We start from the raw sequence: 21494 nt of genomic DNA, 5'->3' as shown, positions 1-21494 counted from the left end.
GCGGGGGCGCCGGTCCGGATCACACCGCCCGCCCACGTCCCGCGCCCCGGCCTCTCCGCCCCTCCGCGCCCCGGGAGCGGCCACGCACCCCCGGGGGACCTACCGCCTACCGCCTACCGCCTACCGCCCCAGATGCTCGCCGAAGAACCGCGTCCGGTTCGCACACAGCTCCTCCTTCTCCTCCGCCAGACCGTCGTACGTGAAGTGCCCCGCGCTCAGCACCTGGAGCTCCCGCACCCCGCCCAGCGCGTTGTACACGGCGAACTGTCCGGGCGGCGGCACCGAGGGGTCGAAGAGGGCTGCCGCCACGAGCGTCGGCAGCTCCACCCGCGCCGCCGCCGTCGCCGCGTCGAAGTACCGCAGTACGCCGGTGACTTCGGGGTGCTCGCGGTGGTAGGCCCGTACCGATTCCCCACTGCCCGCGCACGGCAGCGTGAGCCGCAGCGGGTGGTTGCCGAACGTCGGCACGGTGAGCTGCGCCGCACCGAAACGGTCGTCCCACGGCAGCGCGAGGGCCCCGAGCCCGCCCCCGAAGCTCTCCCCCAGAAGGCCCAGGCGCGGTGCGCCCTCCTCCGCGAGCTCCGGTACGAGTTCCCGCAGCGCCGAGGCCGCACACCAGAGGTCGGCCACGCAGTCGCCGATGACGTACGTGTCGCGGGACGCGATGCCGTGCAGGACGTGCGCGGCGGCCTCGTCCGGGATTCCGGCGCACAGTCCGCGGCGGCCCATCCCCCGCACGGACGGCAGGATCGCGGCGGACCCCGGCAGCGGCAGCGGCACATCGGGGCCGGGCGCCTGGCGCCCGCCGTAGCCGTGTCCGATCACGAAGCCGTGTCCGGCGGGCCCCTCGGCGGGCAGGGCGAGCCAGCCGCCCAGCCGCACTCCCCCCACGGAGGTGTAGGTCACACCGTGGATCCGAACACCGTCGCGCTCCTCCTCGACCGGGCCGAGCTCCGGCTCCGTGGCGACCGCGCGGGCCGCCGCGTGGCGGGCCCTCCAGAAGTCCTCGAAGTCGTCGGGGGCGGGCGGTGCGGGGACGCCCAGCAGGTCGTCGAGCGTGTACCCGTATGCCGGGTCGAACGGGAAGTCGTGTGCGTACGAAGGGACGCCAGGTGCGTGCGAAGCCATGATCACGACAGTAGCCCTGCGCTCCGGCTCCCCCACGAGCACCTCGACACCTCCCATAAGGGAGCGGAATCGGTCACATCTGCTGTTTTTCCGCAAACCGTGCGTTTACCGTTCAACTGCGGGACGTCGAGATGTCGAGCACGTTGCGCGAGTGTGACCTAGCACCCTCTTGCGGATTCCCGATCGTCTGCCGCAGAGTGATGTATGCGCTTACAGGCAGCGCATACATCCGGAATGCTCAAGGAGGAGCCCTCCATGTCCCGCACCGCCAGAAACGCCTCCATCGGCATCGCAGTCGCGCTCGCCTTCGGCATCACCGCTTGCGGCAGCTCCGGTGGCGACGACGTCGCCGCGGACAAGAAGCAGACGCTCACCGTCTGGGCCATGGGGGCCGAGGGCGAGAAGCTCGCGGATGTGGCCAAGGTCTACGAGAAGGCCAACCCGAACATCACGGTCAAGGTGACCCCGGTGGGCTGGGACGTCGCCCACCAGAAGCTGGTCTCCGCCGCCGCCGCCGGCACCATGCCGGACGTGGCGCAGATGGGCGGCAGCTACATGGGCGAGTTCTCCGAGCTCGGTGTGCTGGAGCCGGTCGACACCAAGACCTTCGACAAGAAGGACTTCTTCGAGTCGGGCTGGAACCAGGGCGAGGTGGACGGCACCGCCTACGGCGTGCCGTGGTACGTCGACACCCGCGTCCTCTACTACCGCACCGATCTCGCCGAGAAGGCGGGCATCGACAAGGCTCCGACCAGCTGGAAGGAGATGCAGGACCTCGCGACCGCGTACCAGAAGAAGGCCGGTACCAAGTGGGGCCTGTCCATCCAGCCCAGCGGCCTGGACACGGTGCAGAACTTCTACTCCTTCCTGTACTCGGCCGGCGGCGAGATCGTCAATGACAAGGGCGAGGCCGTCATCGACAGCCCCGCGGCGGTCAAGGCGCTGAAGGAGTACGGCTCGTACTTCGACAAGGGCCTCTCCAACAAGTCCATCCAGCCCGGCTACGACGTCGTGAAGGACTTCGGCAACGGCCGCGTCCCGATGTTCTTCGGCGGCCCCTGGCACGTGACCCTCCTGAACGAGGGCCAGCCCCAGATCAAGGGCAAGTGGGCGGTGGCCAACGTCCCGACGGAGAAGTCCTCCGTCTCCATGGCGGGCGGCTCCTCCCTGGCGATCTCCAAGGACAGCGAGCACAAGGCCGCCGCCAAGGAGTTCATCAAGTACCTGACCGACACCAAGGGCCAGGCCGACTGGTACGAGCGCACCAAGGACCTCCCGGCCAACACCTCGGCCTGGACCTCCGGCACGCTCGCCGACGACACCAACCTCCAGGTCTTCAAGAAGCAGATGGACACCGCCAAGTCCTCGCCGTCCATGGCCAAGTGGACCGAGATCACCGACAAGGTCGACCAGGCCATCGCGAAGGTGACCCAGGGCAAGGCTTCCGCCGAGGACGCGCTGAAGACCGCGCAGTCCGAGATCGAAGGCCTCGTGAAGTAGGAGCCATGAGCACCACGACCGGAAAGGCCGCGCAGCCGGCCAAGGTGTCGGCCGGGCCGGGGACCGCACAGTCCCCGGCCGCCGGGCCGAAGGATCGCCGGGGTCGCAGGAAGCCGACGATGGGTGTGCAGAACGCGGCCGGCTGGCTGTTCTCCACCCCCTTCATCGTCCTCTTCACCGTCTTCATGGCGTTCCCGATCCTCGCCACGCTGGTGATGAGCTTCACGGACTTCGGGCTGCGCAATGTCACGCGCCCGTGGGAAGCGAACTTCATCGGCTTCGAGAACTACGTCAAGCTGTTCGGCGACGAGAAGTTCCTCAAGTCGCTGTTCAACACGGCGTACTTCGTCGTCATCGGGGTCCCGCTGACCATCGGTATCGGGCTCGTCGTCGCGGTACTGCTGAACAACGGCATCGACCGCGCGCGGACCTTCTTCCGCGTCGGTTTCTACGCCCCGGTGGTCACCACCATCGTCGCGGTCGCCGTGGTCTGGCGGTTCGTGCTCGACCCGAGCGACGGGCTGATCTCCGGCCTCTTCTCCGAGGTCGGCCTCACCTCGCCGGACTTCCTCGGTTCCGAGACGCTCGCGATGCCCTCGATGATCGCGATGGCGGTCTGGCGCAACGTCGGTACGGTCATGGTGCTCTTCATCGCGGGTCTGCAGGCCATTCCCACCGAGGTCCGGGAAGCCGCCAAGCTCGACGGCGCCGGGCTCTGGCAGGAGTTCAGAGGCATCACGGTGCCGCTGCTGCGGCCCACGCTCCTGTACGCCACGGTGATCACCACCATCGGCTACCTCAATGTGTTCGAGGAGCCGTTCGTGATGACCCAGGGCGGTCCCTCCGACTCCACCCTCACCGTCTCGCTGAACATGTACCGCGAAGGCTTCAACTTCTTCCACATGGGCTATGCGAGCGCCATGGCGTATGTCCTCTTCGTAGTGATCATGGGCATCACGGTGCTCCAGCTCCGACTGCTGAAGGACAACACCAAATGAGCGCCAGCAATGCACCCGGTGCCGTGCGGACGGCGCCGTCGAAGAAGCCCGAGCAGTCGTCCGTACCGAAGAAGAAGCGCAACCTGCGGCGTCCGCTCGTCTACGTCCTGCTCTCGTTCGGCCTGCTGATCATGTCGGCGCCCTTCCTCTGGATGGGGCTCTCCGCCTTCAAGACGACCAGCGAACTGTCGGCCAGCCCGCCGGTGTGGATTCCCACCGAGTGGACCCTGGAGAACTTCCGGCAGCTGCTCGACAAGCTGGACCTGCCGCTGTACTTCATGAACTCCGTGATCGTCGCGGTGCTGGTCACCGTCTCGAACCTGGTGTTCTGCTCGATGCTCGGCTACGCGCTGGCCAAGCTGAACTTCGTCGGCAAGAACAAGATCTTCGGTCTGGTTCTCGGCGCTCTGATGGTCCCCGGCAACCTGATGCTGCTGCCGCTCTTCGTGCTGATGAGCAAGCTCCAGCTGATCGACTCGTACGCGGGTCTGGTGCTGCCGTTCGCCGCCGGAGCCTTCGGGGTCTTCCTGATGCGGCAGTTCATGCAGTCGATCCCGGACGAGCTGTTGGAAGCGGCCCGGATGGACGGCGCCGGTGAGTGGTACATCTTCTGGCGGATCGTGATGCCGCTGGTGAAGCCCGCTCTCGCGACGCTCTCGATCTTCACCTTCCTCGGCTCCTGGAACAACTTCGTCTGGCCGCTGATCGCGACCAACAATCCCGACAAGTACACGCTCCCGGTCGCTCTCGCGACGTTCGCCACGGACCCCAACAAGGCCGGTGGCTCCAACGGCATGCTGATGGCCGGAGCGTTCCTGGTCGTGCTGCCGGTGCTGATCCTCTTCATCGCACTGCAGCGGCACTTCACCCAGGGCATCGCCACGGCGGGCATGAAGTAGCCCGCCCGACCCGATCGCCCCCTCCGGAACACCCCGGACCTGTACGAGGCCCTGCCCCACACCCTGGCGGCGGCCACACCCCTTCACGCAGCAGAAAGACAACTCGCGATGACTCACACCACGGTCCCGTTCCCCGAAGGCTTCCTGTGGGGTGCCTCCACGGCCGCCCACCAGATCGAGGGCAACAACACCAACAGCGACTGGTGGGTCAAGGAACACTCCACCGGCACGCACATCCAGGAGCCCAGCCTGGACGCCTGTGACAGCTACCACCGCTGGAACGAGGACATGGACGTCCTGGCCGGTCTCGGCTTCACGGACTACCGGTTCTCCATCGAGTGGGCGCGGATCGAGCCCGCCGAGGGCCAGTTCTCCCGGGCCGAGCTCGCCCACTACCGGCGCATGGTCGACGGTGCCATCGAGCGCGGCCTGCGCCCGATGATCACCTTGCACCACTTCACCGTGCCGCAATGGTTCGAGGCGCGCGGCGGCTGGACCGCCGACGGCGCCGTCGAGCTCTTCGCCCGCTACGTCGCGGCCTGCGCACCGGTGATCTCCGAGGGCGTCAGCCACGTCTGCACCATCAACGAGCCGAACATGATCGCCGTGATGGCCGGCCAGGCCAAGCGCGGTGACATCGGCTTCCCGCCCGCCGGTCTGCCGACCCCGGACGACGAGACGACCCAGGCCGTCATCGCCGCCCACCACGCGGCCGTCAAGGAGGTCCGGGCGATCGACGCGGGCATCCAGGTCGGCTGGACCATCGCCAACCAGGTCTACCAGGCGCTCCCGGGGGCCGAGGACGTCACCGCGGCCTACCGCCACCCGCGCGAGGACATCTTCATCGAGGCGTCCCGCGGCGACGACTGGATCGGTATCCAGTCCTACACCCGCACCAGGATCGGCGCCGAGGGCCCGATCCCGACCGCGGACGACGCCGAGCGCACGCTGACGCAGTGGGAGTACTACCCCTCCGCCGTCGGCCACGCCCTGCGCCACACCGCGGGTATCCTCGGCAACGGGGTCCCGCTGATCGTCACGGAGAACGGCATCGCCACCGATGTCGACACACGCCGTGTCGACTACTACACCGGTGCGCTGAGCGAGGTCGCCTCCGCGCTGGAGGACGGCCTCAACGTCCAGGGCTACCTGGCATGGAGCGCGCTGGACAACTACGAGTGGGGCTCCTACAAGCCCACCTTCGGTCTGATCGGCTGGAACCCGGAGACGTTCGAGCGGCTGCCGAAGCCGTCCGCCGTCTGGCTGGGCGAGATGGGCCGCAGCCGCACGCTGCCGCACATCACCGGCTGACCGGCCACCCCTGACCGGGAGCCACCTGACGGCTCCCTCCGGTACGGGAGCCGGCGCACCTGACGGCCGCCGGCTCCCGTACCTCCCCGGCGTCGTCGGCGCCCGTCGCCGATGCCGCCGCCCGCCGTCCGGTGCGGCCGGAGCCCCGTGGCTCCGGCCGCCCGCGCACATCCGGGGCTCCGCCGCCCGCCGGGCCGCGCCCCGCACCACCCCCGCGTCACGCCCCGCCCTGTCACACCCGCGACCGCCGCCGTTGTGCGGCCGCCGCCGAGCACGCCACGAACTTCCCCCTTCCCCCTTCTGCCACAGGGAGCTGGACCTTCATGGACCGTCGCACGTTTCTCGCCGCCACAGGGACAGGGGCAGCGGCCCTCTCCCTCGGGGCCGTAGCCGCACCCGCCACCGCCGCACCGTCGCCCGCCCGCACCGCCGGGTCCGCGGCCGGAGCGGGCCGCGGCGCCCACTCGCCGCACTCCGTCGACAGCGGGCAGCTGCTGCGCTGGTTCCGCGACACCTACCGTTCCATCGAGGCGATGACGACCGACTTCGGTCTCGCCACCGACAAGATCGACGTCAGCGGCTCCGGCGCGCCCGTGCAGTCCCGCCAGACCTCGCCCACCAACATCGGTTGCGGTCTGTGGTCGACCGTCGCCGCCGCCGGGCTCGGGGTGATCGGCGAGGGCGCGATGCTCCGCAAGCTGGAGCGGACCGTCGCGGCCGTCGAGAAGCTGGAGCGCCACCACGGCTTCTGGCTCAACTGGTACGACGCGCACGACGGTTCGGTGCTGACCCAGTGGCCGGGCACCGGCGACCCCGTCCGCCCGTTCCTCTCCTCGGTCGACAACGCATGGCTGGTCACCGGACTGCGGATCGCCGCCGACGCCGCGCCGTCGCTGCGCCCGCGCATCGCGCGCATCCTCGCGGACGCCGACTGGTCGTACTACTACACGCCCTTCGACCCGGCCGATCCGGTCGCGGGCCCCGGCCAGCTGCGCGGCGGGTTCTGGACCGACACCGAGGAGCCCACGGGCCACCACTACGGGGCGCTCAACACCGAGCCCCGGATGGCCAGTTACCTGGGCATCGCGGACGGCTCGCTGCCCGGTGACCACTACTGGCACCTGCTGCGCACGATGCTTCCCGAGCACGGGCAGGAGCAGTATCCGCAGGGCAGTTACGTCGCCATGGACGGCGTACGCGTCTGGCAGGGGCACTACACCCACCGCGGCCGGAAGATCGTCCCCACCTGGGGCGGCTCGATGTTCGAGGCGCTGATGGTGCCGCTGTTCGTACCGGAGCCGGAGTGGTCGCCGCGGTCCTGGGGCCGCACCCACCAGCGCTACGTCCGGAGCCAGATCGAGCACGGCATGCGGGAGGCGCAGTACGGGTACTGGGGCTTCTCCCCCTCGAACATCCCCGAGGGCGGCTACCAGGAGTACGGCGTCGACGCGCTCGGCATGCAGGTGGACGGCTACGCCTCCAACACCGACCGGACGTACACCACCGACGGCGAACCGCTGCCGCCCGCGTCCGCGTTCACCAATGGCGTGGTCACCCCGCACGCCTCGTTCCTCGCCCTGCCGTACGCCCCCCAGGAGGCGGTCGCCAACCTGCGGGCGCTGGACCGGGACTTCGGCGCGTACCACGACGGCTACGGCTTCCGGGACTCCGTGAACGTCGGCACCGGCCGGGTCAGCGACTTCATGCTCGCCCTCGACCAGGGGATGATCGCGGCGGCGCTGGCCCAGGCGATCCGCCCCGGTCTGCTTCAGGCGCCGTTCCGGACCGGCGGTTTCCGCTCCCGGGTGCGCCCGCTGCTCGCCAAGGAGCGTTTCTCCATCTGAGGGCGCGGACCGGCCGGCCGGGGGCCCGTTACCCGGCCGGCCGGTCGGCTCCGGGGCGACGGGCCTCCCGGTAGCGGGTCACCGAGGGTGGACATAGCCTCACAAATGTGATGCCGCCTGTGATGCGTATCCGGAGTCCGATACCCGGCAGGGCCCTGCTCAGCGCCTTGCTGGCGCTGTGCTGGCTCGCTCTGCCCGCCGCCGTGACCGCACGGGCCGACGGCCCTGCCACGCTGTCCCGCGACGGGCAGATCACCGACAAGGTGGGGGCGCTCGGCAACCGTCGGGCAGAGGTCGCGGCGGCCCTCGACCGGCTCTACACGGACCGCCGCGTCCAGCTCTTCGTGGTGTACGTACGTGATTTCTCCGGCCGGTCCGCGCAGACCTGGGCCGATGAGACCGCGAACCGCAACGGTCTGGGCCAGGACGACGTGCTGCTCTCCGTCGCCACCCACGACCGGCAGTACGCCTACTCCGTCGACGCGGGCTCCCGGCTCACCGACTCCCAGCTCCATGACGTGGCGGCCACCGCGATCGAACCCGCCCTCCGGCAGAACGACTGGGCCGGTGCAGCGATCGGAGCGGCCGACGGCTACTCCGCCGTGCTGGCCGGGCAGCCGGTACCGACCCCCGCCCTCACACCGGGCCCCGCCGACCCCGGAACGGGCTCCTCCAACTCCACGAGCGCCGGGGATCTGGTCCTGCCGGTGGCCCTCGTCGTCGGCGCGGGCGCGGTCGCCGTCTACGCGTACACCCGGCGCAAGCGGCGCATGACGGGCCGCACGACCCCCGCCGCGGGCGGATGGGGCGGCGGGGGCGGTGCGCCGGAGCCGCTGATGGCCCTGCCCGAACTCGACGCGCAGGCGAAGGGAGCGCTGGTGGACACCGATGACGCGGTGCGCACCAGCGAGGAGGAACTCGGTTTCGCCACCGCCCAGTTCGGCGAGGAGGCCGCCGCGCCCTTCACCGAGGCCGTCACCCGGGCGAAGGCCGGGCTGACCGCCGCCTTCCGGCTGCGCCAGCAGCTCGACGACGCCTTCCCCGAGGACGACGCGACGCGCCGCCGGATGCTCGACGAGATCATCAGCCGCTGCGCGGACGCCAATGAACGGCTCGACACGGTGACCGAGGACTTCGACCGGCTGCGCGCCCTGGAACGTACCGCTCCGCAGGCCCTGGCCACCGTCGAGACCACGTTCCGCGAGCTCACCGGGCGGATCACGGCCGCCGAGGAGACCCTGACCGGACTGCGCGGCCGGTACGCGGACTCGGCCGTCGCTCCCGTGGCGGACGGCATCGAACAGGCCAAGGACCGGCTCGTCTTCGCCACGGCGAGCCTCAACCAGGCCCGCCAGGCGGTGGACGACGGCGACAACTCCAAGGCCGCGGTGTACGTCCGGGCCTCCGAGGGGGCGGTCGGGCAGGCGGCCACCCTGGCCGACGCCGTGGACCGGCGGGCCGCGGAGCTCGGCGAGGCGTCGGACAGGCTCCCGGCGGCGCTCACCGAGACGGAGACGGACCTGGCCGACGCGGGCGGTCTGCTGGAGGGCACCGCGGAGGGGGTCTCGACCGCGGATCTGCGCGGCCGGATCGCTCGCGCCGAATCGGTGCTCACCGATGTGCGCGGTGAGGTGGCGGCCGGTCGTCACGACCCCGTCGACGCCCTGCGCAGGGTGGAGGAGGCGGACACCGCGCTGGACGAGGCGCTGGCCGGGGCACGCGAGCAGGAGCAGGGCCACCGGCGGGCGCGGTCGCTCCTCGATCAGGCGATGCTCACCGCCCGTTCCGCGATCGCGGCGGCGGCCGACTACATCACCACGAACCGCGGCGCGGTCGGCAGCCAGGCCCGCACCCGTCTCGCGGAGGCCCAGCGGCGCTGGGAGCGGGCCGGGGAGCTGGCGGGGACGGACGACGCGCAGGGCGCGCTGGCCGAGGCGCAGCAGGCGGACGCGCTGGCCGGGCAGGCGCGGAGCCTGGCCGAACAGGACGTACGCGGCTTCGGGAACCAGCAGGGTCCGGGCGGCGGCATGGGCGGAGGGGGCGGTGGCATGGGCGGGGCGGTACTCGGCGGCATCATCCTCGGCGGACTGCTCGGCGGGGGCGGCCGGGGCGGCGGCATGGGCGGCGGCTTCGGGGGCGGGTCCCTCGGGGGGCCGGGCAGTTTCGGCGGCGGGGGCACCCGTGGCAGGCGGGGCGGCGGAGGCCGCTTCTGACCCCTTCCGCTCCCCTTCCCCTTCCGCTCCCCTCTCCCTCCCCCGCTCTCGTACCTCTCGCCTCTCAGCTCTTCCCGCCCTCTTCCCTCCTCTTCCCGTCCTCCGTTCGTCGTCGAAGGAGCAGTGCCATGACCAAGCAGACCATTCTGGGCCGCGTCACCCAGCTGGCGAAGGCCAACATCAACGCCCTGATCGACCAGGCGGAGGACCCGCAGAAGATGCTGGACCAGCTGATCCGGGACTACACGAACAACATCGCGGAGGCCGAGCAGGCGGTGGCCGCCACCATCGGCAACCTCCGGCTGATGGAGCAGGACCACCGGGAGGACGTCGACGCGGCGGCCGAGTGGGGCGGGAAGGCGCTCGCGGCCAGCCGGAAGGCCGACGAGCTGCGCGCGGCGGGCTCGGCGGCCGAGGCGGACACGTTCGACAACCTGGCCAAGGTCGCCCTGGGCCGTCAGCTCCGGTCGGAGCAGGAGGCGAGGACGGCGGAGCCCACCATCGCCTCGCAGACGGAGGTGGTGGACAAGCTCAAGTCGGGCCTGGACCAGATGAAGGGCAAGCTGACGGAGCTGACGTCCAAGCGCGACGAGCTGGTCGCACGCGCCAAGTCCGCCCAGGCGCAGAACCAGATGATGGACGCCGTCAAGAACATCGACGTGCTCGACCCGACGAGCGAACTGAGCCGCTTCGAGGACAAGGTCCGGCGCGAGGAGGCCAGGGCGCTGGGCAAGCAGGAGCTCGCCGCGTCGTCGCTGGACGCCCAGTTCGAGCAGCTGGACAGCCTGGGCGAGAGCGCGGAGGTGGCGGCGCGGCTGGCGGCCCTGAAGGCGGGCTCGTGACGGGAGGCCACAGAACGCGGCACCGGCCCGCGGTCCGGCTTCCCCTCCCGTCCACTCCCAAGGCTCAGTACATGCTCAGCAGCTGCTCCACCGAGAGCTCACCGGCCGGGGCGCCGTCGGGCAGGGGCAGTTCGAACCAGACGGTCTTGCCGCGCGGTGTCCGCCTGGACCCCCAGGCGGCGCTCAGCAGTCCGACCAGTTGCAGCCCGCGCCCGCCCTCGTCGGTGTCGCGGGCCCGGCGCCGCCGGGGCTGGACGAGCCCCGCGTCCCAGACCTCGCACACGAGCGTACGGTCACGGAGCAGCCGGAGCCGGATCTCGCCCTCGCCGTACCGCAGGGCGTTGGTGACCAGCTCGCTGACGAGGAGTTCGGTGGTGTCCACCAGGTCGTCCAGGTCCCAGGCGAGCAGCTGGGAGCGGGCCAGCTCACGGGCGCGGCCCACGGAGCGGGGCTCGGGCGGCAGCCGCCAGTCGCCGACGGCTTCCACCGCCAGCCCCTGGACACGTGCCATCAGCAGAGCGATGTCGTCCTCCCCGTGCCCGGTGTCCAGGGTGCTCAGGACGTGGTCGCAGACGTTCTCCAGCGGCTGCTCGGGGGCGGTCAGGGCCGCGCGGAACGCCTGGAGCCCCTCTTCGAGCGGATGGTCGCGGGACTCGACGAGGCCGTCCGTGTAGAGGGCGAGGAGGGCACCCTCCTTCAGCTCCACCTCGACCTCCTCGAACGGCTCGCCGCCGACGCCGAGCGGCATCCCCGGCGGTACGTCGAGAAGCTGGGCCGGCTGGCCCGGCTCGGCCACGAGCGGAGGGAGGTGACCGGCGTTGGCGAAGGTGCAGCGCCGGGTGACCGGGTCGTAGACGGCGTAGACACAGGTCGCCAGATAGACCTCGGACAGGTCCGCCTCGCGGGACTTGTGCGCGACGCGGGAGGGCCACTGCGCTCCGCCGCCCCCGCCGAAGCCCCCGCCGCCGGGGGTGCCGAGCCCCCGGGCGACCTCGTCGAGGGCGGAGAGCACCTCGGCGGGTTCCAGGTCGAGGAGGGCCAGGGTCCGTACCGCGGTGCGCAGTTCACCCATGGCGACGGCGGCCCGCAGCCCGCGGCCCATGACGTCACCGACGACCAGGGCCGTGCGGTGTCCGGGCAGTTCGATCACGTCGAACCAGTCGCCGCCGACCTCGGTGGCGGTGTTGCCGGGCAGATAGCGGCAGGCGATGTCCAGGCCCGCGGCCTCCGGGTCGCCGGGCGGGAGGAGGCTGCGCTGGAGTATCAGCGCGCGCTCGTGTTCACGGCGGTAGAGACGGGCGTTGTCGATGCAGACGGCGGCTCGGGCGGCGAGTTCGGTGGCCAGCGCCCGGTCGCGCTCCCCGAAGGGTTCACTGCCCTTCGTACGGGAGAACTGGACGAGTCCGACGACGGTGTCGTGGGCGACCATCGGCACGGCGAGCGTGGACTGCACGAAGCCGAGGCCGTCGCCGGGAACGTCCTCGACGTGGCCGGTGCGCAGGGCGACGGCGCACGGGGAACCGTAGGGGAAGCGGTGCACCGAGCCGAGTGCGGGAGACGTGCCGGCCGGCCCCGGAGCGGTGATGCCGGACACGGCGGCCGGCATCGCGTCGACGACGGCGCTGGCATGGGCCACCCTGCGCAGTTCGGCGGAGCCGCCGCCGGACTCGCCGTGCGGTGCGCCCCCGCTGCCGGGCGGGGCCTCGTCGCCGGAGAGCAGTCCCTGGTACAGGTCGACGGAGGCGAGGTCGCAGAAGCCGGGGACGGCGACGTCGAGCAGCTCGCGAGCGGTGGTCTCCAGGTCGAGGGAGGTGCCGATACGGGCGCCCGCCTCGTTCAGGAGGGCGAGATTGCGTCGGGCGCTGGCCGCTTCGCGGGCGGCGATCTGGCGGCGGGTGACATCGGTGGCCAGTCCGGCGATACCGACGGGCCGGCCCGACCCGCTGTGCACCCGGTACAGGTTCATGGACCAGTGGCGGCGGCCGGTGTCGCCCGGTGCGGTGCCGATCAGCTGGAGGTCGGTCACGGATTCGCCGGTCTCCAGGACCCGCTTCAGAGTGGCGGAGAGACGCTCGGCCTCGGGCCGGGCGAGATAGTCGTCGACCGTACGGCCCCGGTGGTCGTCGGCGGCTCCGCCGAAGACCGTCGCGAAGCGCTGGTTGGCCCGGACGACCGTGAAGTCCGTGCCGAACAGTACGAAGCCGAAAGGAGATTGACCGAATATCGCCTGCGAGGCGGCGAGGTCCGTCTCGATGTGGCGCAGCGCCCGGACGTCCACGACGATACAGAGCGCGGCCCGTTCACCCGCTGCCGTCAGACTCGGCATGACATAGATCTCCGCCAGCCCGTGCGCACCGCCCTCACCCGGCATCCGGAACGGGACGAGTCCCGTCCACTCCTTGCCGTCGAGGATTTCACCGACCCGCCGATGGCCCTCCGGGCGCAGCTCGGCGGGCATGAACGCATCGACCGGGTCCCGGCCGACCGCCTCGTGCGAGGCCATGCCGAACAGACCGGCGGCCCGCCGGCTCCACTGCTCGATCAACCCGTCGGGCCCGATCGAGAAAGAGGCGACCCTGATGTAGTCGTAGATCGAGCCAGGCGGGCTGCTCTGCCACACGATGTCGCCCGCTGTCCCAGGTATTTCGCTCACGCGACCGTCCCCTCCAGCTCACACACCGGACCGGTCCTGCACGCAGTATTCAGTACTACGGCCCCGACCGACACGGCGTTCACGATCACAGCAAGGTCTCGGTCCCTTTCAGCCAGGGTTCTGCCCGACCTCCGGTGATCGTTGCGCGTCTCCCCACTCCTAACCAGGGAGAGCCAGCTCGAACCACACCGTCTTGCCGTTCTTTCCGCGCCGGGTCCCCCAGCGACGTGCGGAACAAGCCACGAGCTGTAGTCCTCGGCCCCCTTCGTCATCGGGTCCCGCGCTGCGTTCGGTGGGTGGATCCGGAAGCGGATCAGAGACTTCCACGAGGAGTCCGTGATGGGCGGACGGGGAACCGGTGACGCTCTCGGAACCGTCCCCGCCGGCGTCTGCGGGGGCGCTCCGGCCGGAGCCACCGGAGCCACCGGCACTGCCAGTACCGCCGATTCCGCCGAGTGCCCCGGCGTACGCCCCGTCGGGGCTCGGCCGCACCAGACGTACGCCGATGGGACCGGAGGCGTACCGCAGGGAATTGGTCACCAGCTCGCTGACGAGCAGCACGGTCACATCACCGAAGACCTCGTCGAGCCCCCAGCCACGCAACGCGTCGCGGACCGCATGCCGGGCGCTGCGCACGGACCCCGGCGCCGCCGGAAAGGCCCACTCGGCGCAGTCGCCTTCGGTATCGATCACGCCGATCACTTCCCAAGACCAGCAACGAGGGCGCACCCCCGCACAGAAGAGTACTAACCGGCCCATACCCGATATACGGGCTGGACTATCCCGCATCGTGACGTATGGGTCGTACGGGTGCATCGCCTGGGTCGTACGGGTGCATGACCCGGGCAGACGGCCCTCGTCATGGGCGCGCGGGAATCCGGCGCGGTGTCACCGGCGTGCGGGAATCCGGCGGACGGCCTCCGCGACGGCGGGCCGGTCCTGGTCCAGCCAGTCGACCTGGTCCACCTCGTCGGGCGCGAGCCAGCGCAGCTCGTCGTGATCCTCAAGCGGCCGGGGCACTCCGGACAGCAGGCGCACGGTCCAGACATGGAGGACGTATCCGGCCTTCAGCGGCCAGGCGCCCGGAATGCGCTCCAGCGCCTCCGTCTCCACGCCGAGCTCCTCGCGGAGTTCCCGTACGAGCGCCTGCTCGCCGGTCTCGCCCGGTTCCACCTTGCCGCCCGGCAGTTCCCAGCGGCCGGCCAGCTCGGGCGGTGCGCTGCGACGGGCGGCCAGCAGCCGCCCCTGGTCACAGACGGCTCCGGCCACCACCACCACAGAATCGTTCATACGGCGGAGCGTAGCCGCCCGCCGCCCCCGCTCCGGTCCCGAGCGATCCGGACCGGGGCAGCTACGGCCGCGCGCGCCGGTCCATGCGCTCCACCCAGTACAGCTGTTTGTGTCCTCGGGTGTCGAGGCCGTCCGCTATCTTCTGGGCCTCCTCCTGCGTGGCGTACCTGCCGACGCGGTAGCGATTGCCGTTGTCGTCCTGCCGTATCACCAGCCACGCCAGCACGGCACCGCTGTCGCTCATCGTGTCGCTCCCCCGCATTTCGCCCCTCTCCCCACCGGCGTGCACGTCTCTAAGGATCCCCAGGAAACCGCAGTACGCATATGCCCGAGCCTACGCCTGACCTTCACGCTGCGGAGGCGTCTTTACACAAAGAGATACACACCCGGTCGCGCGAGGGGGGGCGCATCCTCTCGGATACGCCCCCCCCTCGCGAGTTCCGGCCGGGTCAGCCGGCCGTTCGGCGCACGGTCGGCATCGGCATCAGGACCGGACCGGCCGCCGGTTCCTTGCGGCAGACGTCACCGCATCCGTCGTCCAGCGAGCAGCACAGGGAGCAGATCGGTCCCGACCGCACCGGGCAGTCGGCGATGTCCGGCAGCTCGTAGGCGGTCTCGCAGACCGCGCAGGTGTGGGTGGCGGTGATGTCGGGGACCTCGACGTCGGGCCCGTTCACCGGGTTGGGGCGGGCCAGGTAGTACTTCCCCTTCGTCGCCCGGGCGATCAACGGGCACAGGACCAGCGACAGTCCGGCCGCGATGAAGGTGGAGAACGCCTCCGCGTAGGTGCCGAACAGCCCGAAGAACGCCAGGATGGAGACGGTCGAGGCGATCACCATCGCACCGAACCCGGCCGGATTCACCGGATACAGATATGCCCGCTTGAACTCGATGTACCGGGGGCTGAGGCCGATGCGCTTGTTGATGACCAGGTCGGCGGCGACGGCCACGATCCAGGCGATGCCCACGTTGGAGTAGAAGCCCAGCAGCTTGTTCAGGGCCGCGAACATGTTCATCTCCATCAGCGTGAGCGCGATGGCGAGGTTGAGGAAGATGTACCAGACCCGGCCGGGGTGCTTGTGCGTGATCCGGGAGAAGAAGTTCGACCAGGACAGCGAGCCGCTGTAGGCGTTGGTCACATTGATCTTGATCTGGGACACGATCACGAAGAGTGCGGCCGCCGGCAGCGCGAACGAGCCGAGCCACGGCTTCAGCGCCTCGATCTGCGGGGCGATCGGCTCCAGGGCATGCGTCTTGCCGACCGCCTCCAGCGCGACGAAGGCGAGCAGGGCCCCGCCGAGCTGCTTGGCGGCGCCGATGATCACCCAGCCCGGCCCGGCCGCGAGCACGGCGAGGTTCCACCGCCGCTTGTTGGCCTCCGTCCTGGCCGGCATGAAGCGCAGATAGTCGGCCTGCTCGCCGATCTGGGCGATGAGCGAGAGCGCGACGCCCGTACCGAGCCCGAAGGCGACCCAGGAGAAGCCCGGGCCGGCCCCTTCCGTGCCGCCGAAGGAGCCGAAGGCGCCCCAGGCGTCCGGGGCTTCGAAGGCGAGCACCACGAACGGCAGCACCATGCCGACGATCCAGACCGGCTGTGTCCACGCCTGCACCTTGGCCAGTGCGCCCATGCCCCGGAAGACGATCGGAATGACGATGAGTGTGGTGAGGAGATAGCCGATCTCCACGGGGAGCCCGATGGCCTGGTGCATGGCCTGGGCCATGATCGAGCCTTCGAGCGCGAAGAAGATGAAGGTGAACGACGCGTAGATCAGCGAGGTGAGCGTCGAGCCGAAGTAGCCGAAGCCGGCGCCACGGGTGACCAGGTCCATGTCCAGGCCGTACTTCGCGCAGGCGCGGGCGATCGGTATGCCGGTGAGGAAGATGATCGCCGCGGCGGCCAGGATCGACGCGAGTCCGCTGGTGAATCCGTAGGTGAAGACGATCGAGGCGCCGATCGCGAAGTCGGCGAGATACGCGATCCCGCCGAGCGCGGTGCCCGCGACCGTGGCGGGCGACCAGCGCCGGAAGGAGTGCGGGGCGTAGCGGAGCGAGTAGTCCTCGCGGCTCTCGTCCGCCGCGAGCCTGGCGTAACTGCGCGCGGGTGCGCCGGGGCCGTCCTGGGGCCCCGCTTCCGGCACGTCGGCCGTCGTGGGGGTGGCGGTGTCCGTCATCGGTGACTTCCCGTTCGTCAGTCCGGTGTGCGGGTAACGAACGGGAAGTTAGGAGCCGGACATGACAAGTCACTGGTGCCGGTGGTTGCCCGGGGGTTACGGGTCCCGAGGGGGCGTTAACTCGGCATCACGCGGGGCGGACAGGCCGTCCTGATATCGGTCACCCGAAAGGAGCGCCGCTCACGCGGCACTTCCGCACCGCTGCGGCATCGCCCGGCACGGGTGCCCGGGGGTCATTTGACCGGCAGATGGTACGCAACTCGGTAGCGGTCGGCCGGAATCACGACGTCCGCCGTCTCGACGGCGCGTCCCGACGCGTAGTACGTCCGCCCGATCACCATCACCACATGGCCCGGTACGCCGCCGAGCGCCAGGAGCTCCTCCGCCAGCCCCGGGCGCGCGCCGACCTCCTCGGCCACGTTGTCCACGACGACGTCGATCGCCGCCATCCGGTCGACCACACCGCAGCCGCCCAACGGGCCCTCCTCCGGCAGCATCACCGGCGTACGCCCGGTGACGGCGAGCGGCTCCCAGGAGGTGGAGAGCATCATCGGCTCACCCGCCTCGCGGAAGACGTAGTGCGTACGCATCACCCGGTCGCCCTGCTCGATACCGAGCCGTTCGGCGATCTCCGCACTCGCCTCCTCCTGCTCGCTGCGCGACTCCCAGGTCCCGCGCACCCCGTCCGCCGTCTGTTCCTGGCGGAACGGGCTGGCCCCGGCGCCCGGCCGGTAGCCGGAGCGGGCGATCGGACGCGGCACGGGACGCTCGCGCACATACGTACCGGAACCGGAGCGCCCCTCGACCAGCCCCTCGGCCATGAGCACCTTCCGCGCCTCCAGGGCGACGGTGTCCGATACCCCGTACTCCTCGCGGATACGGGCCTGCGACGGCAGGCGCGTATGGGGCGGCAGCGCGCCGTTGACGATCTTCTCTCTGAGATCGCTCGCCACGCGCAGATAGGCGGGCTGCTCACCGAAAGTCACAGGCCACTCCCAACAGGTTGACAGTCTGCAACAGACTGGCAACCGTGGGTTGTGGACCGCAAGCAATGGCCAAAGTTTCACTCGAAGTGATGATTTGGCGTCACTCGGTGCATATTTCGAACATGAGCGCCACAGGAGTCTCGGCCTTTCTCTGCCCCAGATTCCCCCCTGCGACACGATCCGGGCGATCGGTCATCGCCAAACCCTTGACCGGTTTTGGTCCAGACCAATAACTTCCTGTGCACAGCACAGCACGGCACAGCACGGCACTCGCACTCTCCAGCCGCATCCCCAGCTCCAGTTCACGCACAGGAACGAGCCTCATGCGTCGAAGAACCCTGTCCAGAATGACCGTTGCCGCCTGCGCCCTCACGCTGCTGGCAGGCATCGCGCCCGCGGCCACGGCCAGCGCCGGCCGCTCCGGCGATCGCCCCTCCGACAGCAGCACGGCGGGCGACACCGACCGCACCGAGGGGCACCACCGCCCCGCGTTCAGGAGCGTCGGCTACTTCACCCAGTGGGGCGTCTACGGGCGCGACTTCCAGGTCAAGGACCTGGACACGAGCGGCACCGCGGCCAGGCTCACCCACGTCAACTACGCCTTCGGCAACGTCAGCGCCGACGGAAAGTGCTTCACCGGCAATGTGCCGGGTCAGTCCGACGCCTGGGCGGACTACGCCCGTCCGCTGGACGCGGCGGGATCGGTGGACGGCGTCGCCGACACCGACACCCAGCCCCTGGCGGGCAACTTCAACCAGCTGCGCGAGCTCAAGGCCAAGCACCCCGGCCTCAAGGCGATGATCTCGCTGGGCGGCTGGAGCTGGTCCACCCACTTCTCCGACGCCGCCCGCACCGCGGCCTCCCGCAAGGCACTCGTCTCGTCCTGCGTCGACCTGTACATCAAGGGCAATCTGCCGGTGGACGGGGCACGCGGCGGCGCCGGGGCCGCGGCCGGTCTCTTCGACGGCATCGACATCGACTGGGAGTGGCCCGGATCCGAGGGCAACACCGGCACGGTCTTCCGCCCCGAGGACAAGAAGAACTTCACCGCGCTGGTGCACGAGTTCCGCAAGCAGCTCGACGCCTACGCCAGGACTTCCGCCAAGGCCACGAAGGCCGACGAGGGCAAGGGCAAGGGGCACGGCCACACGCCCCGGCCCCGGCACTACGAGCTGTCGGCCTACGTCCCCACCTCCCCCGCCAAGATCGACGCGGGCTTCGACGTCCCGCGCATCATGCGGGACTTCGACTTCGTGAACCTTCAGGGTTACGACTTCCACGTCTCCGGCGAGAAGACCACCGCCCAGCAGTCCGCGCTGTACGCGAAGGGCGACCACAGCGTCGACCAGACCGTGCGCGACTGGATCCGACGCGGCGCCCCGGCCCGCAAGCTCGTCGTGGGCATGCCGTTCTACGGGCAGGGCTGGACCGGGGTGACGGGCGGCGGCGACGGCCTCGGCCAGCCGGCCGCGGCACCGGCGCCCGCCACGTACGCGGCCGGTTACGAGGACTACAAGGCCCTCAAGAAGCTGGCCGCATCCGGAACGTACGCGCTCCACCGGGGCACCCGTAACGGGCACGCGTGGCTGTTCGACGGCACCACCCTGTGGACGTACGACGACCCCCAGGTGCTGCGCACCAAGGCCAAGTACGTACGGGACCGCGGGCTCGGCGGCGCGATGTTCTGGTCGCTGGACGGCGACACGGAGAACGGTGAGCTGATCACCGCCGTCGACCGCGGCCTCAACCGCCGCTAGCCCGGCCGGATCGGTCCGGATCAACCCGGACCGATCCGGACCGCTCCCGACAGGGACGGACCGCTCCCGACAGGGACGGACCGCTCCCGACAGGGACGGACCGCTCCCGACAGGGACGGACGGGAACAGACAGGGACGGACGGGAACAGACAGGGACGGACAGGGGCGCGGGGCGGTCGCGTGATGCGACCGCCCCGCACTCGTCGTTCACTCATTCACTCACTCGTCGCTGCCGCGTCCACCGCGGCTCGGGCACTCGTCAGAACTGCAGTGCCCAGGTGTTGATCCGCCCGGTGTCCGCGGACGCGTTGTCGCTGACCCGCAGCTTCCAGACACCGTTGGCCACCTCGGAGGACGCGTTCACCGAGTAGGTGGTGATCACGTTGTCGGTGCTGCCGCCCGTCCCGTACGCCTTCAGGTTGTAGACCGAACCGTCGGGCGCGACCAGGTCGATCTTCAGGTCGCCGGAGTAGGTGTGCGTGATGTTGACCGGCACGCTGAGCGCGGCGGGAGCGTTGCCGCTGATGCCCGTGACGGTGACCGGCGCCTCGACCGTGGCGTTGTCGGCGATCGCGTAGCCGGTGGTGTTCTCGAACTTCTTGCCGGGCGGCGTGGTGGTGCCGGTGCCGACGTTCAGCAGCCGGTTGGGGGAGCCGGTGCCCGGGTTCGTCACCACTCCGGTGCTCGCCGCCGCGACCAGGCCGGCGGAGACCTGCGCCGGGGTCTCGCCCGGGTGGTCGGCGAGGTAGAGGGCTGCCGCACCGGCCACGTGCGGGCTCGCCATCGACGTACCGGAGATGGTGTTGGTGGCGGAGTCGCTGGTGTTCCACGACGAGGTGATCGAGGAGCCCGGCGCGAAGATGTCCACCACGGTGCCGTAGTTGGAGAAGCTGGAGCGGGCGTCGGTGCTGGTGGTGGAGCCGACCGTGATGGCCTCGCCGACGCGTGCCGGGGACTTGGTGGAGGCGTCGGTCGACTCGTTGCCCGCCGCGACGGCGTAGGTGATGCCGGACGCGATGGATTTGCGCACGGCGGCGTCGAGCACGGAGTCCGCTCCGCCGCCGAGGCTCATGTTGGCGACGGCGGGCTTGACGGCGTTGGCCGTCACCCAGTCGATGCCCGCGACGACCTGGTCGGTGGTGCCGGAGCCGCTGTTGTCGAGGACGCGGACGCCGACGATCTTCGCCTTCTTGGCGACGCCGTACGACGACCCGGCGACGGTGCCCGCCACGTGCGTGCCGTGGCCGTGCCCGTCCTGCGCGGTGTTGTCGTTGTCGATCGCGTCGTAGCCGTTCGAGGCCCGGCCGCCGAAGTCACTGTGACTGATCCGTACACCGGTGTCGATGATGTACGCGGTGACACCCTCGCCCGCCTTGTCGGGGTAGGTGTAACTCTGGTTCAGCGGAAGGGTCTTCTGGTCGATCCGGTCCAGGCCCCAGGAGGGCGGCGAGGGCTGGGTGCCGGAGATCCTGAAGGTCCGGTTCTGCACGACGGACGCGACGGCCGGGTCGGCGGCGAACTTCCTCGCCTCGGCGGCCGAGAGCTCGACCGCGTAGCCGTTGAGGGCCGAACGGTAGGTCCTCTTGATCTCGGCGCCGTACTCCTCGGCCAGTGCCTTGCCGCGTGCGGAGCCCGCGTCGGGAGCCGACTCGTCGAGGGTGACGATGTAGCTGCCGCTGATCGCGCCCGGGGCGCCCGCGTTCTCGATCACGCCTTCCGCCGCGCGCTCGGTCGCGGTGGCCGGGAAGGCCGCCGCGGTGGAGAGAGCGAGGGCGGCACCGGCTATCACGCTCGCCGTGGCGAGTCTTCGACGGGCGTGGGGGGTGTGACGCGTGGCTGACATCTGAGGGGTCCTCCTCATGGGCGGGTGCTGGTGGGGGCACTGGAGCCGGACGACGGCTC

The 21494-nt window shown here is 70.4% G+C and carries 16 protein-coding genes; 8 read left to right on the top strand and 8 right to left on the bottom strand.

The window, feature by feature from the left end:
* Positions 1–120 precede the first annotated feature (120 nt).
* The gene (locus OG251_RS26220) at positions 121–1128 is read right to left on the bottom strand and encodes an acetylxylan esterase (protein ID WP_326679428.1); all 1008 of its coding nucleotides are present in this window, start codon (positions 1126–1128) and stop codon (positions 121–123) included.
* Positions 1129–1383: 255 nt separating this feature from the next.
* Here OG251_RS26220 and OG251_RS26215 point away from each other — a divergent pair, with 255 nt between their 5' ends.
* From OG251_RS26215 to OG251_RS26185, 7 genes are all read left to right on the top strand, one after another.
* The gene (locus tag OG251_RS26215; RefSeq protein ID WP_326679427.1) at positions 1384–2628 is read left to right on the top strand and encodes a sugar ABC transporter substrate-binding protein; all 1245 of its coding nucleotides are present in this window, start codon (positions 1384–1386) and stop codon (positions 2626–2628) included.
* Positions 2629–2633: 5 nt separating this feature from the next.
* Positions 2634–3626, top strand: a complete 993-nt coding sequence (locus OG251_RS26210) for a carbohydrate ABC transporter permease (protein WP_326679426.1) — start codon at positions 2634–2636, stop codon at positions 3624–3626.
* Positions 3623–4525, top strand: a complete 903-nt coding sequence (locus OG251_RS26205) for a carbohydrate ABC transporter permease (RefSeq protein ID WP_326679425.1) — start codon at positions 3623–3625, stop codon at positions 4523–4525. The genes OG251_RS26210 and OG251_RS26205 overlap by 4 nt, the downstream gene beginning before the upstream one ends.
* 108 nt (positions 4526–4633) lie before the next feature.
* Complete coding sequence (locus OG251_RS26200; protein WP_326679424.1) at positions 4634–5836, top strand: glycoside hydrolase family 1 protein; 1203 nt, start codon at positions 4634–4636, stop codon at positions 5834–5836.
* Between the two features lie 323 nt (positions 5837–6159).
* On the top strand, positions 6160–7680 hold the full coding sequence (locus tag OG251_RS26195) for a glucoamylase family protein (RefSeq protein WP_326679423.1): 1521 nt from the start codon (positions 6160–6162) through the stop codon (positions 7678–7680).
* 122 nt (positions 7681–7802) lie between these two features.
* A complete protein-coding gene (locus OG251_RS26190; RefSeq protein ID WP_326679422.1) occupies positions 7803–9893 on the top strand; it encodes a TPM domain-containing protein in 2091 nt (696 codons plus the stop codon).
* 128 nt (positions 9894–10021) lie between these two features.
* A complete protein-coding gene (locus OG251_RS26185) occupies positions 10022–10735 on the top strand; it encodes a PspA/IM30 family protein (protein WP_326679421.1) in 714 nt (237 codons plus the stop codon).
* Between the two features lie 64 nt (positions 10736–10799).
* Here OG251_RS26185 and OG251_RS26180 read toward each other — a convergent pair whose 3' ends face one another.
* From OG251_RS26180 to OG251_RS26155, 6 genes are all read right to left on the bottom strand, one after another.
* Positions 10800–13355: a SpoIIE family protein phosphatase gene (locus OG251_RS26180; protein ID WP_326681423.1), complete on the bottom strand. Its 2556-nt coding sequence runs from the start codon at positions 13353–13355 to the stop codon at positions 10800–10802.
* A 192-nt stretch (positions 13356–13547) separates the two neighbouring features.
* Entirely contained in the window at positions 13548–14090 is a 543-nt protein-coding gene (locus OG251_RS26175) for an ATP-binding protein (RefSeq protein WP_326679420.1), read from the bottom strand.
* A 186-nt stretch (positions 14091–14276) separates the two neighbouring features.
* Positions 14277–14678 carry a (deoxy)nucleoside triphosphate pyrophosphohydrolase gene (locus OG251_RS26170; RefSeq protein ID WP_326679419.1) on the bottom strand — a complete coding sequence of 134 codons (402 nt, stop codon included), beginning with the start codon at positions 14676–14678 and terminating at the stop codon, positions 14277–14279.
* 61 nt (positions 14679–14739) lie between these two features.
* Positions 14740–14940 (bottom strand): SPOR domain-containing protein, encoded by a 201-nt coding sequence (locus tag OG251_RS26165; protein WP_326679418.1) that lies wholly within the window; start codon positions 14938–14940, stop codon positions 14740–14742.
* 187 nt (positions 14941–15127) lie between these two features.
* Positions 15128–16849, bottom strand: coding sequence for a purine-cytosine permease family protein (locus OG251_RS26160; protein ID WP_326679417.1), 1722 nt, complete (start codon positions 16847–16849; stop codon positions 15128–15130).
* A 233-nt stretch (positions 16850–17082) separates the two neighbouring features.
* On the bottom strand, positions 17083–17835 hold the full coding sequence (locus tag OG251_RS26155; protein WP_073718069.1) for a GntR family transcriptional regulator: 753 nt from the start codon (positions 17833–17835) through the stop codon (positions 17083–17085).
* Positions 17836–18158: 323 nt separating this feature from the next.
* Between OG251_RS26155 and OG251_RS26150 the strand changes: the two genes are divergently transcribed.
* A complete protein-coding gene (locus OG251_RS26150) occupies positions 18159–19592 on the top strand; it encodes a glycoside hydrolase family 18 protein (protein WP_326679416.1) in 1434 nt (477 codons plus the stop codon).
* Positions 19593–19851: 259 nt separating this feature from the next.
* Here OG251_RS26150 and OG251_RS26145 read toward each other — a convergent pair whose 3' ends face one another.
* Entirely contained in the window at positions 19852–21435 is a 1584-nt protein-coding gene (locus OG251_RS26145; RefSeq protein ID WP_326679415.1) for a S8 family peptidase, read from the bottom strand.
* Positions 21436–21494: the final 59 nt, after the last annotated feature.

It is taken from the genome of Streptomyces sp. NBC_01237, assembly GCF_035917275.1.
In the GTDB taxonomy this organism is placed as follows: Bacteria; Actinomycetota; Actinomycetes; order Streptomycetales; family Streptomycetaceae; genus Streptomyces.
The sequence above is the reverse complement of the archived record's forward strand: the minus strand, read 5'-3'. Positions and strand labels throughout refer to the sequence as shown.

What these genes read in the sequence shown, in the direction of transcription:
- OG251_RS26220 (WP_326679428.1), bottom strand. Translation starts at nt 1,128, where the DNA reads ATGGCTTCGCACGCACCTGGCGTCCCTTCGTACGCACACGACTTCCCG.
- OG251_RS26215 (WP_326679427.1), top strand. Translation starts at nt 1,384, where the DNA reads ATGTCCCGCACCGCCAGAAACGCCTCCATCGGCATCGCAGTCGCGCTC.
- OG251_RS26210 (WP_326679426.1), top strand. Translation starts at nt 2,634, where the DNA reads ATGAGCACCACGACCGGAAAGGCCGCGCAGCCGGCCAAGGTGTCGGCC.
- OG251_RS26205 (WP_326679425.1), top strand. Translation starts at nt 3,623, where the DNA reads ATGAGCGCCAGCAATGCACCCGGTGCCGTGCGGACGGCGCCGTCGAAG.
- OG251_RS26200 (WP_326679424.1), top strand. Translation starts at nt 4,634, where the DNA reads ATGACTCACACCACGGTCCCGTTCCCCGAAGGCTTCCTGTGGGGTGCC.
- OG251_RS26195 (WP_326679423.1), top strand. Translation starts at nt 6,160, where the DNA reads ATGGACCGTCGCACGTTTCTCGCCGCCACAGGGACAGGGGCAGCGGCC.
- OG251_RS26190 (WP_326679422.1), top strand. Translation starts at nt 7,803, where the DNA reads ATGCGTATCCGGAGTCCGATACCCGGCAGGGCCCTGCTCAGCGCCTTG.
- OG251_RS26185 (WP_326679421.1), top strand. Translation starts at nt 10,022, where the DNA reads ATGACCAAGCAGACCATTCTGGGCCGCGTCACCCAGCTGGCGAAGGCC.
- OG251_RS26170 (WP_326679419.1), bottom strand. Translation starts at nt 14,678, where the DNA reads ATGAACGATTCTGTGGTGGTGGTGGCCGGAGCCGTCTGTGACCAGGGG.
- OG251_RS26165 (WP_326679418.1), bottom strand. Translation starts at nt 14,940, where the DNA reads ATGCGGGGGAGCGACACGATGAGCGACAGCGGTGCCGTGCTGGCGTGG.
- OG251_RS26160 (WP_326679417.1), bottom strand. Translation starts at nt 16,849, where the DNA reads ATGACGGACACCGCCACCCCCACGACGGCCGACGTGCCGGAAGCGGGG.
- OG251_RS26150 (WP_326679416.1), top strand. Translation starts at nt 18,159, where the DNA reads ATGCGTCGAAGAACCCTGTCCAGAATGACCGTTGCCGCCTGCGCCCTC.
- OG251_RS26145 (WP_326679415.1), bottom strand. Translation starts at nt 21,435, where the DNA reads ATGTCAGCCACGCGTCACACCCCCCACGCCCGTCGAAGACTCGCCACG.